The 13648-nt window shown below is 58.3% G+C and carries 13 protein-coding genes; 7 read left to right on the top strand and 6 right to left on the bottom strand.

The features are described from left to right. Positions 1 to 258: 258 nt before the first annotated feature. Positions 259 to 921: a YceH family protein gene (locus N1078_RS03650; RefSeq protein WP_274086839.1), complete on the top strand. Its 663-nt coding sequence runs from the start codon at positions 259 to 261 to the stop codon at positions 919 to 921. 46 nt (positions 922 to 967) lie between these two features. Here the strand turns inward: N1078_RS03650 and N1078_RS03645 are convergent, their stop codons facing one another. Continuing rightward, positions 968 to 1282 (bottom strand): hypothetical protein, encoded by a 315-nt coding sequence (locus N1078_RS03645; protein WP_274086838.1) that lies wholly within the window; start codon positions 1280 to 1282, stop codon positions 968 to 970. 446 nt (positions 1283 to 1728) lie between these two features. Here N1078_RS03645 and N1078_RS03640 point away from each other — a divergent pair, with 446 nt between their 5' ends. From N1078_RS03640 to N1078_RS03625, 4 genes are read left to right on the top strand one after another with little or no spacing between them, the layout of a single operon-like run. Next, positions 1729 to 2970, top strand: a complete 1242-nt coding sequence (locus N1078_RS03640) for a glutamine synthetase family protein (protein WP_274086996.1) — start codon at positions 1729 to 1731, stop codon at positions 2968 to 2970. Between the two features lie 54 nt (positions 2971 to 3024). Further along, the gene (locus N1078_RS03635) at positions 3025 to 4335 is read left to right on the top strand and encodes an MFS transporter (RefSeq protein ID WP_274086837.1); all 1311 of its coding nucleotides are present in this window, start codon (positions 3025 to 3027) and stop codon (positions 4333 to 4335) included. Then, entirely contained in the window at positions 4332 to 5024 is a 693-nt protein-coding gene (locus N1078_RS03630) for a TIGR04283 family arsenosugar biosynthesis glycosyltransferase (protein ID WP_274086836.1), read from the top strand. The genes N1078_RS03635 and N1078_RS03630 overlap by 4 nt, the downstream gene beginning before the upstream one ends. After that, a complete protein-coding gene (locus N1078_RS03625; protein WP_274086835.1) occupies positions 5021 to 5632 on the top strand; it encodes a TIGR04282 family arsenosugar biosynthesis glycosyltransferase in 612 nt (203 codons plus the stop codon). The genes N1078_RS03630 and N1078_RS03625 overlap by 4 nt, the downstream gene beginning before the upstream one ends. A 4-nt stretch (positions 5633 to 5636) precedes the next feature. On the opposite strand, the gene N1078_RS03620 is transcribed toward N1078_RS03625, so the two are convergent. The 4 genes from N1078_RS03620 to flgA all read right to left on the bottom strand — a co-directional run bounded on the left by N1078_RS03620 (position 5637) and on the right by flgA (position 8275). Next, positions 5637 to 6386: a flagellar brake protein gene (locus tag N1078_RS03620; protein ID WP_274086834.1), complete on the bottom strand. Its 750-nt coding sequence runs from the start codon at positions 6384 to 6386 to the stop codon at positions 5637 to 5639. Between the two features lie 81 nt (positions 6387 to 6467). Further along, positions 6468 to 6935 carry a flagella synthesis protein FlgN gene (locus N1078_RS03615; protein ID WP_274086833.1) on the bottom strand — a complete coding sequence of 156 codons (468 nt, stop codon included), beginning with the start codon at positions 6933 to 6935 and terminating at the stop codon, positions 6468 to 6470. An 85-nt stretch (positions 6936 to 7020) separates the two neighbouring features. Further along, positions 7021 to 7362, bottom strand: a complete 342-nt coding sequence (flgM, locus tag N1078_RS03610) for a flagellar biosynthesis anti-sigma factor FlgM (RefSeq protein WP_274086832.1) — start codon at positions 7360 to 7362, stop codon at positions 7021 to 7023. Positions 7363 to 7516: 154 nt separating this feature from the next. Further along, on the bottom strand, positions 7517 to 8275 hold the full coding sequence (gene flgA, locus N1078_RS03605) for a flagellar basal body P-ring formation chaperone FlgA (protein ID WP_274086831.1): 759 nt from the start codon (positions 8273 to 8275) through the stop codon (positions 7517 to 7519). Between the two features lie 72 nt (positions 8276 to 8347). Between flgA and N1078_RS03600 the strand changes: the two genes are divergently transcribed. Together N1078_RS03600 and cheR are read left to right on the top strand one after the other, a co-directional pair. Further along, the gene (locus N1078_RS03600) at positions 8348 to 9280 is read left to right on the top strand and encodes a chemotaxis protein CheV (RefSeq protein ID WP_274086830.1); all 933 of its coding nucleotides are present in this window, start codon (positions 8348 to 8350) and stop codon (positions 9278 to 9280) included. Between the two features lie 44 nt (positions 9281 to 9324). After that, positions 9325 to 10152, top strand: a complete 828-nt coding sequence (gene cheR, locus N1078_RS03595) for a protein-glutamate O-methyltransferase CheR (RefSeq protein ID WP_274086829.1) — start codon at positions 9325 to 9327, stop codon at positions 10150 to 10152. 254 nt (positions 10153 to 10406) lie between these two features. Here cheR and N1078_RS03590 read toward each other — a convergent pair whose 3' ends face one another. After that, on the bottom strand, positions 10407 to 13490 hold the full coding sequence (locus N1078_RS03590) for a transglycosylase domain-containing protein (protein ID WP_443218080.1): 3084 nt from the start codon (positions 13488 to 13490) through the stop codon (positions 10407 to 10409). Positions 13491 to 13648: the final 158 nt, after the last annotated feature.

Here is a 13648-nt window from a genome sequence, read left to right as displayed (position 1 = left end):
CTGGGCGAGCGGGCCTGCGATCTCTTCTATTGCCGACAGAGCTGGTAAGCCCGAGCGGCTGGATGCATGGCGCGCAGTGCGCGTTACGAGGTTTTTCGCGGGGATAAAACAGGACCGCGCTGAAAAATAGCGCGCGACTTTAGCACAGCCGCCGTGGTTTACCTGCAGCGATGCATTGGCTGCCGCCCGGTGGCAGCTCTCTATCAACCAGCAGTCAGGCGGGCTAGGCTAGGGCTTCTTCAAGGTGCTGAGGTTGCTATGTCTGATGAATCTGTGGGTGAAGCGGCGATACCCAGCTTGACCCTTGCCGAGGCGCGGGTCTTGGGTTGTTTGATTGAAAAGCAGTTAACCACTCCGGAAACCTATCCCCTGACACTGAATGCCCTGGTGCTGGCCTGCAATCAGAAAACCAGCCGTGAGCCGGTGCTGAATCTAACTGCCGGGCAGGTCGGACAAGCGTTGCGCAGCTTGGAGGGGCGAGGAATGGCGCGCCTGGTGATGGGCAGCCGGGCGGATCGCTGGGAGCACCGCGTGGACAAGGCGCTGGAGCTGGTAGCCGCTCAAGTGGTGTTGCTCGGCTTGCTGCTATTGCGCGGCCCGCAGACCCTGAATGAGTTGCTGACGCGCACCAGCCGTATGCATGATTTTGAGGATGTCGAGCAGGTGCAGCATCACCTTGAGCGCCTGATCAGCCGTGAGCTGGCATGCCTGCTACCGCGTCAACCTGGGCAGCGTGAAGAGCGTTATATGCATGTGCTGGGCGATCCTGCTGATTTACAGGCAGCGCTTGCGGCCAAGATCAATGAGCCAGGCCGGGCGTCGAGTAGCTCGTCGCAGGAGGGGCGAGTCGAAGCGCTGGAGGCGCGAGTCGCTGAGCTGGAGCAGCGCTTGGCACAGTTAGAAGCGGCCTTAAACGCCTAAAGCACCTCGTGAGTGCTTTAGGCGTGGGGGTATAGCCGGGTTTGGCTTAGCTTGTACGCTTCAACTGTTGCTGACGCTCGCTCAGGCGCTCAGCACCGCCTTCTGCCAGGCGCAGGCGGTCCATCTGACGCTGATGTACACGGTCAGCGCCGCCTTCCGCTACACGCAGACGATCCATCTGACGCTCATGGGTGCGCTCGGCGCCACCTTCGGTCTGCAGGTTGTTACCAAGGCCCATCAGGGTTTTTACGTTGCTGTCCTGTATTTCACCCAGCAGTGGTTGCGGGTTGTTCTGCGGCAAAGCAAAGGCATGGACGGACAGGCTGGTCAGGATTACGGCAGTGAGAATGTGCTTTTTCATGTTCAAGCTCCTCGTGAGAGCGGGGTAAGTGGTTAGGGAGCTAATGATACGGATAAAAATTTGATGAAGAAGTACAGGCTGTTCATGGTAATCATCGACATCATTGATAGTTGGTTTAAGTGCTTATAAATCAAATGATTATCTTGTTTTTTAAAGGATTTAGTAATGCTTTGACGTGTGGGGTGACACGTCAGTTAATATCGAATTAATCGATTATTTATGCGCCATAAACCTCGGCGCTAGGCAGCCAATGTGGCCTTGCTTGAAATATCGAACGGCCGGTGCGTATTTTGTACGCCCTGCCGTCTGGCAATGGCTTCTTGCATTAATAAGGACAACAGCAAATGAGTACCCCCGAGCGCGCCGCCCTGGTTGAACTGTTGCGTGGTGTTGATGAGGTTGAGTGTGTGACGCCTGATCTGAATGGTGTGCCGCGCGGCAAGGTGATGACGGCGGAAGGCTTTTTACAGGGGCGGCGCTTGCAGTTGGCGCGCGGGGTGCTGCTGCAGTGCATCATGGGCGGGTATCCGGCTGCGCGTTTCTACGGCTCTGATGACGGCGATCTGGCGTTAAATGCCGAACCCACGCAGATTCATCGGCTGCCCTGGAGTGAAACGCCTCGGGCGCTGGCCATCTGCGATGCTGATGAGTTGGACGGGCGCAGCTCGGGTTTGTCGACCCGTGGGCTGCTCAAGCAGGTGATCGCACGCTATGCCCTTCATGGTTGGCAGCCGATAGTGGCCACTGAGTTGGAATTTTTTGTGTTTGCCCGCAATGCCGATCCGCTGCAGCCGTTTCAACCGCCGCTCGGGCTGGATGGTCGGCGCGAGGACGGTGGTTCGGCATTTAGCGTCAGCTCCAATAACGGTCTGCGGCCGTTTTTCCATGAGGTTTATCAGTGTATGGCGGCCCTGGGCTTGCCACGCGATACCGTTATGCACGAGATGGGCGTTAGCCAGTTTGAGATCAACCTGTTGCACGGCGATCCGCTGGTGCTGGCGGATCAGACCTTCCTGTTTAAACACTTGCTCAAGGAAGTCGCGCTCAAGCATGGGCTAAATGTGGTGTGCATGGCCAAGCCATTGGCGCACACACCGGGCAGCTCCATGCACATTCATCAGAGCGTGGTGGAGCAGGGCAGTGGGCAGAATATTTTCAGTGCAGCTGACGGCCAGGCGACGCCGGCGTTCTATCAGTTTATCGGTGGTCAGCAGGCGGCCATGGCTGACTTCACCCTATTGTTCGCGCCGCATGTAAATTCCTACCAGCGCCTTTGTCACCCATATGCCTCACCGAACAATGCCTGTTGGTCAGAGGATAATCGCGCTGCTGGGCTGCGTATTCCGGCCAGCGCGCCCGTTGCCCGTAGAGTGGAAAACCGCTTGCCGGGTGCTGACGCCAATCCCTATCTGGCCCTTGCCGCCAGCCTGGCGGCCGGGCTTTATGGAATCGAGCAACAGCTGCAACCCAGTGCGCAGATGCAAGGCGAGTTCGAGGTGCCGGATAATTTAACGCTACCCTGTACCATGCATGCTGCAATTGAACGTCTTGAGCGCAGTGAGTTGGCGCTGGGGTTATTCGGTAAAGAATTCATCGATGGCTACATCGCCAGCAAGACCTTGGAACTCACCAGCTTCTTTGATGAAATCACCCCGTGGGAGCGCCGTGTATTGGCCGCTCACGTCTAAAACCTAACCGCCGAACTTTGCTCGGCGGCGCTATATGGAGTTACCTGCCGCCCCATGACTTTGATCCTCAAATCATTCAGTTCGCTGTATTTCGCCACCTTATTGATGCTGTTGGGCTCGGGCTTGTTGAGTACCTACTTGGCATTGCGCTTGGCGCAAACGGCGGATGGTTTATGGGTCGGGGCGCTGATGGCAGCCAACTACCTGGGTCTGGTGTTGGGTGGCAAGCTGGGGCACCGGTTGATCGCGCGGGTCGGTCATATTCGTGCCTATGTTGCCTGTGCCGGGGTGGTGACCGCCGCGGTACTTGGACACGGCCTCAGTGACTGGCTTCCCAGCTGGTTGCTGCTGCGGGTGCTGGTCGGCCTGGGCATGATGTGTCAGTACATGGTGATCGAGAGCTGGCTTAATGAGCAGGCCGAAACCACTCAGCGCGGTCAGGTATTTGCTGGCTATATGGGGGCGTCCTACCTCGGTTTGATCCTTGGTCAGCTGGTGCTGGTCGTGCACCCGACTCTCGGCCTTGAGCTGCTGATGTTAGTGGCGTTGTGTTTCGCCCTGTGCCTAGTGCCGGTGGCCCTGACCCGTAAATTACACCCCGCGCCTTTGCATCCGGCTCCGCTGGAAATGCGCTTTTTTATCGACCGCGTGCCCCTGTCGCTGACCGCCATCGTGGTTGCGGGGTTGTTGATTGGTGCTTTCTACGGTCTGGCGCCGCTGTATGGCACGCGCATGGGCTTATCCACTGAGCAGATTGGTCTGTTTATGGGCAGCTGCATCATCGCCGGCCTGGTGGTGCAGTGGCCATTGGGCTGGCTGTCGGATCGCCGTGACCGGGTTTATCTGATTCGGGCATGTGCCGCGTTGCTAGTACTAGCCGCGTTGCCGTTGGCGCTTATGCCGCAGGTGGGTCTGGTGCTTTTATTTGTCGGTGGTTTTGTCGTGTCGGCGCTGCAGTTCAGTCTCTACCCACTGGCGGTGGCGCTGGCAAATGACCACGTTGAGGCCGAACGACGGGTGTCTCTCACGGCCATGTTGTTAGTGACCTTTGGTGTTGGTGCCAGTATCGGGCCGCTGCTGGCCGGCGTGCTGATGCGCTTTCTCGGGGCTAACATGCTGTATGCCTTCGTCAGCGTATGCGCCCTGATTCTGGTGCTGTGCGTAAGGCCTGCGAAGGTCACTAACTTGCACCAGGTTGACGATGCGCCGCTGCATCACATCCCGATGCCAGACAGCACCACCAGTTCGCCGTTGACGGCGGCGCTCGACCCGCGCGTCGATGAACACGTGGTGCAAGAGCAGATGCACGACCACAGTGCGGCGCCGGACGCCGAGCCTGAAACTGAGCCGGCAGAGCGCGTATGACCAGGTTGCTCAGCGTGGTAATCCCGGTACGCAATGAGGCTCAGGCGCTGCCGGCTTTGCTCGATGATCTGGCCGCGCTTCGCGCAGCCGGCGCTGAGTTAATTGTGGTCGACGCGGGCAGCAGTGATGGCACCTGTGAGTTGGCGCGCGGACGGGTTGACCAGCTGCTCAGTACAGCCCCCGGCCGTGCGTTGCAGATGAATGCCGGCGCGCTTGCCGCTCAGGGTGATTACCTGTGGTTTGTGCATGCCGATACACGGGTTAGTGCTGCGTCAGTCAAACGGTTACAGGAAGTACTTCACGAGCGGCCGTTGTGGGGGCGTTTTGATGTGCGATTGTCCGGATCCGGTCTGGCGTTATGGGTGATTGGCTGGATGATCAGTTTGCGTTCACGTCTTACCGGCGTCGCCTCGGGTGATCAGGGCATCTTTGTTGAGCGGGCACGCTTCGAGGCGTTGAGCGGCTATGCGCAGATCCCGCTGATGGAAGACTTGCAGCTGTGCCGGCGTTTGAAGAAGCAGGCCCGACCGCGTTGTTTGCGTCCGCCCTTATCGACGTCCAGCCGGCGCTGGGAGCAGCACGGAATCTGGCGTACCGTATTGTTGATGTGGTGCCTGCGTCTGGCCTATTACTGTGGCGTTAGCCCGGAAAAACTGGCTCGACAGTATCGCCGAGGGTCAATCCTATGAACCTGTCCATCTCATTGCACATGCTGGCGCGCGCCCCAGTGGCGGGGCGCGTAAAGACGCGCATGATTCCAGCACTAGGTGCTCAGGGGGCCTGTGACCTGCAGCAACTGTTGCTGGAGCGCGCCTTGCAGTTACCTGCTCATGGCTTTAGCGAGCGCTTTTTGTGGTTGGATGATTTGCCCAGCGCAGAGCTGAAGGCGCTGGCGCAACGCCTTGGTTGGACCTTGGTCGAGCAGCCGGCTGGTGATTTGGGCGAACGCATGCGTCGCATTGCCATCTTGGGGTTGGCGGAGAGTGATGCGGTGGTCCTGATCGGTAATGACTGTCCCGCGCTCGACGGCGAATATCTGCAGCAAGCCTGCAGTGCGTTGCAGCAGCAGCCTGTGGTGATTGGCCCGGCCGAAGATGGCGGTTATGTGCTGCTGGGGTTGCGCAGCATGCATACCACCTTGTTCTGTGACATGCCGTGGGGAACCGAGGAGGTCTTCAATATGACGCTGCAGCGCTTGCAGCAGCTGGACTGTCATCCGGCGCTGCTGCCTGCATTGTGGGACGTGGACCGGCCCGAGGATCTTTCGCGCCTGGCGGCGCTGAACATCGCCCTCTAGGCCGTTAGAACAGCCCGTCGCTTTCGAAGCGGCGCGCTTCGCGTTGTAACTGGTAGACGAAGCGCTCGACTAAACGCTGCTCCTGGCCACCGATGCGATGAAAGCGTGCGCCAATAAAGGTAGTGTCCAGCTTCTCGTCAAATAGCACATGCCGCACTTCTAGAGGAGTGGTCATGGCGCCGAACGGAAATCTTGCCGTAAAGCGCTCATACACCTGGCCGGCTTGCAGGTTGCTGCCAAGGCTGCCGGGAAAGCGCAGCTTGCAGCCGGTTGCTGATATATCCAGTAGTTCGCCAGCTAGCGTGGTGCGCAGTTTGTCGCCGGCCAACTCTACCTTGATCGCTTCGCTTTGCTTGAGCGGTGCACGAAAGGCTCCACGGCGTTGGTGGTAGGTCATTTCAGGCGGCATCGGGCTGAAATAGCAGCGTGCCCCTTGATGCTCAGTAATGCGCACGTTCTGCTCGCATTGCCAGGCCACGCGCACACCTTCGTGGAACGCTTCCACAGAGAAGGCTTCGCCATTGACTAAGTAACGCTCACCATCGCTCGGCATCAACTCATCAAGAATCAGCAGGTTTTTGTCGCGATCAACCTCGATCACATAGCTCTGAAAGCGTTGATTGCGTTCGTGGAAGGTGATGATCAGTGGGTCATTGGCTTGTTGCAGTTGGCGCAGGTTGGCAACTATTTCCACCGGTGCCTTGAGCACCTTGGGTGGCTGCGGGCCATCTTCCTGGCTAAAAGGGCTGGACACGGTCCGTAACTCTCCGGGCAAATGCTGTGGCGCTAGAATACTGGCTATATGACAGTAAGTCTCTTATGCCTTTTATTAGGTTTAGGCCTGGCTGAGTGGGCGTTGCTGGCCGGTTCTAGCGGCACCGCCACGGCTGTCATAGAGGCTGGGTGTTTCGTTGCCGCGCAGAATACCCAGCATGCTGTTGGCTGAGGCCTGGCTGGAGCGAATCAGTCGACCATTACGCAGGTTGGCGGTCTGGCAGCGTTCGAGTAGGGCGCTAAGCTGATCGCCGCGCTCCAGCAGCAGTTCGCCATGACTGGATTGCGCGGCAAGTGCCTGTAAACCTTCACGGTCAGGGCTGAGGTTGAGGCTGACGAGCAGCTGGCTGCGTTCTTTGCCGTGCTGGTCGAGCAGCGTCAGCAGCGGCAGCTTATCGGTCAGTATGCTCTGCAGGCGGGGGAGGTCGCGATCGCTGAGGGCTTGGAATTCAGTGTCGATTAATTCAAGCAACTGCTCGGCGGTGCCGATATCAGTGGTGAACAGTTCAAGCAGGCTGGTGTCTTGCATTGCGGGCTCTTCGGGGTAATAGACGCTTCAGTGCGTAGCATGAAGTGCCTATTGGGCGACCAATTACCCCAGCATAGCCCGGAGACTAACGCTGGGATTCGAAATTAAGCAGTTTACTGGCGACGCGCTGGTTATCGATCTGGTAGCTGCCGTCTTCAATCGCCTGTTTCAATTTGGCGACGCGTTCGTTATCGACGCTCGGCTGATCGCGCAGCTTTTCGCTGACCTGTTGCAGCTGCTGGGCCTCGCGGCTCAGCTGGACGGACTCACCGCTCTTGTCAGCGGGTTTTGCTTGTTCGGCGCTGGCTGCGTTGCCAGGTTGTTTAGTGCCGATGGCTTGGTTCTGGCCGCCTGCTTGTGCACTGCCCGCCCGCCCTGAATTGGCTGGCGTTGCGGCATTGTTGAGCCGGTTGATATCAATGACCATGATGCAAAACCTCGAACAGTATGTGGACGCTTGCCTGGTTGTCGGCATTGCCTGGGAAAACTTTAGGGCAAAAGTGTGCGTCAGCTAACAGTCTAAACACAGTGCGGATAATCGTCAGCTCACTGTGCACACAAAGCTAAAACAAGCAGCCTGCCTACATGGCCACCTCAACCTGTCCAGGCCCCACTACACGGGCCCTGATCACACGATTAGAGCGTTGGTTACGCACCCGAATCTGCCGACCGACTGTGCCGTCCGACAAGGCTTCACCGGGCATACGCACGCTGATGCCAGCGCTGCGAGCGCTGATAATCACCTGGTCCCCTTTGCGTATGGCCTCGGCAATTTGTACATGAATCGGTGCCAGTACTTGGTCCGGCAGCACTGGGCGCGTCAATTTCTTGCCGATAGCCTGCTCAAGTGCGGTGAGATAACCCTGATTCAGCAGGCCGACATCCCGCTCGCCCAGCACAATATCGGTATCAGTCAGCAAACTGTCGCGTTTCAGCGGCCGATTAACAATCACCACTTCGCGGTATAGGCGTACTTGCCCGGGGACAAATACCATCCATGGCGCATCACTGTCGCAGCGCACGCGTAGCGTCACCCGGCCAATCGGTTCGGCAGGGCTTTCCAGTGTGGTGGTCAACGGCTGTGCGCACAGTGGGAGGCGCAAGCGGGGGTCGAGCCGGTTAATTTGAATCTCATGGCGGCCGGCAATGTTGCCACGTTTTAAATAATCACTCACCGTTTGCTCAAGAAACGCTTCGCCAGCGCCGATAAGTTGTTCAGGTAGCGTGGCGCTGGCCGCGGCCAATGCGCTATAGCCGAGTACCAGCAAAGCGGGTACAACTGCCAGCCAGTGACGGTGCTTTGGCAATGGGCGTCGGTTAGTTGTCGTTTGAATGTTCATATGGGTTGGGTAGCAAGGCGCGTGCCGCCTGCTACGCTGACAGCAAATTGTTACTCAAAGAGGAGTTTGGGTATGGCCGGTGTGATGGATTCGGTTAACCAGCGAACTCAGTTGGTTGGGCAGAATCGCTTGGAGTTGTTGCTGTTCCGTCTAAACGGCAACCAGTTATATGGGATAAACGTGTTCAAGGTGAAGGAGGTGCTGCAGTGCCCCAAACTCACCATCATGCCGAGATCGAGCCCCGTTGTTCGTGGTGTAGCCAGCATCCGGGGCGGCACTATTCCAATTCTTGATTTGTCCATGGCGACCGGCAGTGCGCCGCTGGCCAATATCGACAACAGCTTTGTCATCATCACGGAATACAACACCAAGGTTCAGGGCTTTTTGGTTCATTCGGTTGAGCGCATCGTCAACATGAACTGGGAGTCGATTCATCCGCCACCCAAGGGCACCGGGCGCGATCACTACCTGACGGCCGTTACCCATCTGGACGACAAGATGGTTGAAATTATCGACGTCGAGAAAATTCTCGCCGAGGTAGCGCCAACATCAGAAGTCATCTCCGAAGGTGTTTTGGACGCTCAGACACAGGCGCGTGCGGTGACCAAGCGCGTGCTGACCTGCGACGACTCATCGGTGGCGCGCAAGCAGGTAACCCGTTGTCTGGAAACCGTGGGCGTTGAGGTTGTAGCGCTGAATGACGGTCGTCAGGCGTTGGAATATCTGAAGGCGATGGTGGAAGAAGGCAAAAATCCTGCAGAGGAGTTTTTGATGCTGATTTCCGACATCGAGATGCCGGAAATGGATGGCTACACGCTGACGGCGGAGATCCGCGCTGATCCGCGTATGCAAAAGCTGCACATCATCCTGCATACTTCGTTATCGGGTGTGTTTAACCAAGCTATGGTGAAGAAGGTGGGCGCGGATGATTTCCTCGCAAAATTTCGCCCGGATGACTTGGCAGCACGGGTAGCTGACCGCATCAATATTGCGGCAGGGGACTGAGGGCCAGGCCCTCAGTTAAATATATGTTCGTCGAGGCCTCTTGAGTGTCTACAGGTAATTTGGATTTCGAGCAGTTCCGGACGTTCTTGGAAAAAGCCTGCGGCATTCTGCTGGGTACTAATAAGCAGTATCTGGTTTCCAGTCGGCTTAACAAGTTGATGGAACAGAACAACATCAAGACCCTGGGTGAGCTGGTGCAGCGCATGCAGAGCCAGCCGCGCAGCGGTTTGCGTGAGCAAGTGGTTGATGCCATGACCACCAACGAAACCCTCTGGTTTCGCGATACATACCCCTTCGAGGTGCTGAAGAAGCGCGTACTGCCGGAGATGATCAAGGCCAGCCCGGGTCAGCGTCTGCGTATCTGGTCGGCAGCTTGCTCTTCCGGTCAGGAACCATACTCGCTGTCGATGACCATCGACGAATTTGAGAAGACCAATATCGGTCAACTCAAGGGGGGCGTGCAGATTGTTGCCACCGACCTTTCGCCGACAATGTTGATTAACTGTAAGTCTGGCGAATACGACAGCCTGGCGATGGGGCGCGGTCTCTCCCAGGAGCGTCTGCAGCGTTATTTCGACCCTAAAGGGCCGGGGCGCTGGGTGGTCAAACCGGCCATTCGCAGTCGCATTGAGTTTCGTGCGCTTAACCTGTTGGACAGCTACGCCAGCCTGGGGAAATTCGATGTGGTGTTCTGCCGTAACGTATTGATCTACTTTTCGGCTGAGGTGAAGAAAGACATCCTTACCCGCATTCATGCGATGTTGAAGCCCGGTGGTTATTTGTTCCTCGGCGCCTCTGAAGCGCTCAATGGTCTACCGAGCCACTATCAGATGGTGCAATGCAGCCCTGGGATCATTTACCAGGCGAAATAATCGTCAGCAGGATTCAGCAAAACGGGAGGCCATTGGCCTCCCGTTTTTATTCAGATATGTACTCTCAGGTTTCGCTCAAGCTCTAGCGAGCTAGAGACCTGCAAGGCGAAAGCAGGCGAGGAAGCGGAGTGAATTTTTGTACATGAGCATTACTCGCTTCGCTCGCCCTTCGGGTCGCGCTAAAGCGCGTTAGCCGCAAGCGGCTTGCTGAGTCTGTTTTTAACGCAGGTGGGCCGACGCGCAGCAGATCGTTATTACAAGGTGCTGGCCTTGGTTGCAGGTATGGGCGCTAGGCATTGGCTGTAGGCGCCCGATTCAAGGTAAGGCATTAATATCGGCGCCATACCTTTGAGAACCTGCACCGGCAACGCGGAGGTAAAGCGGAAGTTTTCCGCCGCGCGCCCGGGGACGAATGCGGTGAGGGTGCCGTAGTGACGTGGGCCCAGATAGAAGACAAAAGTGGCCGTGCGATTGATCGCCCGTGAGCTGAGCACACGCCCGCCGGCGCCGACGGTTTCGATACGGTTATCACCGGTTCCCGTTTTGCCGCCGACCTTGAGTGATTGGCCGTCCGCTTGAGTAAAGCTGCCGAGCAGACGACGTGCGGTACCGGCTTCGACCACGTCGGCGAGTGCGCTGCGTAATGCCGCTGCGACTTCCGAGGCCATGACCCGCTTGCCTGCGTTGTGGTTGCGCACCAGCAACGTGTCATAAGGCGTATCGGCCGCGAAATGCAGGCTGTCGATGCGCGCGGTAGGCTGGCGGATGCCGTCGTTCTGGATAATCCCGACCAGTTCGGCCAGCGCTGCAGGGCGGTCACCGGAGCTGCCGATGGCGGTGGCCAGTGATGGCACCAGATGGGCAAAGGGGTAGCCTAGGTTTTGCCAGCGCCGATGAATATCCAGAAATGCCTCCACCTCAAGCATGATGCGAATGCGGCTGTCGCGGGCACTTTTGTGGCGGCTGCGGAACAGCCAGCCGTAGACTTCTTGACGCTCATCGCGGCTTGCCGCCACGGCCTCGTTAAAGGTGGCTTGCGGTTGTTCGATCAGGTAGCCCAGTAGCCACAGCTCAAGGGGGTGAACGCGGGCGATATAGCCCTGGTCTGGCAGGCTGTAAGCGCCTGGTCCGTAACGCTTGTACAGTTCGCTGATGCGCGTATTAGTGAGTTTTTCCTTGGGTAGGTTGTGGCTCAGGAAGGCGGCGAAAGTGGCTTCGTCTGCGTGCTGCATCAGATAGCGGTGCACGGCCGCGAGCCGCGCCGAGGTGTGACGCAGACCATTGAGGAAGGTTTCCAGGCGCAGTTGTTCAGGTTGCCCCTGATACTTACGCCAGAACCGCAGCAGAAAGGTGCGACCCTCGCGGTCGGCGAAGTCTTGCAGATAGGCCTGGCGACGCGGGTCCTTGTCGTCTTTGAGCAATTCGGCGCTGTTGTGCGGGCCTTGGTAAGTGGTGTAACGCACCACGTCGCGCATCAAACGGATAAATGGCAGGTTGAGCGACTCACGCATGGCTTGGCGCATGCTGGCGATGCGTGCGTTATCTTCACGGCGGAAATTTGTGAAGGTGTGGACACCGCCGCCAGTGAAAAACCGTTCGTGGGGGCTGGCGGAGTATTTACGTTCCAGCGCGGCATCGAGCATGGCGGGCAGGCTGGCATTGGGGGTACTTAGCAGGTAAGCGATGGCCCAGCGGGTCAGATTGTCATGAGCGTTGACTGCGCGCAGTTCGCTGGCGCTCTGCCCCGCGTGACGCTGGTGCAGTTCGGCGATGATTTCCAGGTAGGTGGCCAGCACCCTGAGTTTGGCGGTAGAGCCGAGCTCCAGCTTGCTGCCTTCATTGATGTCGAATGGCTGATCGGTGCTGTCGGTCTGCACGCGCACCACACTGCCGTTGTAGGTGCGTTCGAGTAGGGTAAAGCTGTAGCGCACATCGGCGGTTTTTTCCGGCGAGAGCAGGCGCTCGCCGAACAGGCCGATTTGCCCGGCAAACAGCGGGTCAGCCAGTTGCTGCAGGTAGTGGCTGGCAGCTTGTTGCAGCGGGTTATTGAGGGTGCTGGTGACACTCAGGTCGAGGCGGTCCAGATCATACAGCGGCATGTTGAGCATGGCCGACAGGCGTGAACGTGCGACGCTGATGCCCTTGTTGCCGTCCACCGGCTGCAGGTTGGGTTCCAGGGCCCAGTCTCGATAAGTCAGGGGTTGGCGCAGGGCTGCATCGCGCAGCGCGGCGTCGATCAGGCCGCCACCGGCGAGCAACCGGATATGGCTGTCGGTCAGTTCGCCCAGGTCCTTGCGGCCCTGCGCCAGGTAATAAGATGGGCGGCGCTGGGCAATCATCAAGGCCAACACCTGACGCAAGGCCAGGCCGCGCTCGGCCAGGCTGGCATCCGCTGAGCGTGCTGGATCAAGCAGCAGGTTAACCCGCGCAAAGTCCGCGCCGAACCAGATGCGTAGGCCATCGGCCAAACCGTGCACCTCGCCGTGGCCTGGGGCGGCGGCGAGCGGCACGCTGTTGAGGTAGTCGCGCACAATATTTTCCCGCGCGGCCAGCGTCTGCGGGCCGCTCTGATAGGCGCGTACGCTGGCAGAAAGCATTTGCCGGAGTTTTTCCGTGGCCGACGCAGTCAGGCCGTCCGGGGAATGGCGGTACTTCTCCAGCTGGGTCGCCAGGGTGCTGCCGCCCGCCGATTGATCCTGCATATCCAGTAGCTTGCCGACCTGAGAGGCGGCGGCCATGACAAACCGCGGCCAGTCCACCGCCGGATTGGCCAATGGCTGCTTGGGGTCGAGTAGTTTGCGGTTTTCGATAAACAGCAGGCTGTTAGCCACCAGTGCCGGGATGGCGCTGAAACTTGGGTAGCGCTGCTGCGGATAACGGAATGCATAGAACGGAGTGCCGCTGCAGTCATTGATCTGCAGGCCGCTCTGGATTTTTTCCGGATAGGGCACGAAGAGGCCACGCTGGGCGTAGTCGAGCAGGGCGGGGGAGAACTGCGCCTGCTGCTGCACGATAAAGTCGCGTTGGCCCAGACGCTCTAGCATCAAGGGCAAATAGGTGTAGCCCTGGCGTTTATCGAACGGGCCCTCTTTGGGGTAAATGATCGCCGGGCTGGGTCCAGGTTGCACCCGGTAAGTGAGGGTTTGCGCGTAGCGACTGATTTCCTGGGCCTGAAAGCGCGAGGTGCGCACTTCCTCTACGAGCGGCAGACCTGCGGCGATACACAGCAGCATAAGCAGCAACCAGAAGGTCAGTTTCAGCTTACGGCTGCGCTTGCGAGGGCTGGGTGGCTTGCCAGCCGGCAGGGTGGTGATGTCGAGTTTCCAGGGTGCGCCCATATTCATTTGGCCTGATGCAGTCATTCAGGGAGTTGAAGGCGTACTGAATAACTTCAGCGGGTTTGAGTGCTGAAGTTATTCAGCTGGCTACTGTCTGCAGTTTAGTCGTTGCTGCAATGGGCATTAGGGTAGGCATCGGCATTTGCGCTGACTTTTCG

Origin of the sequence: Pseudomonas sp. MIL19, assembly GCF_028680365.1 — a bacterium.
GTDB lineage: Bacteria > Pseudomonadota > Gammaproteobacteria > Pseudomonadales > Pseudomonadaceae > Aquipseudomonas > Aquipseudomonas spirodelae.
This window is presented reverse-complemented; position numbering and strand designations above follow the sequence as displayed.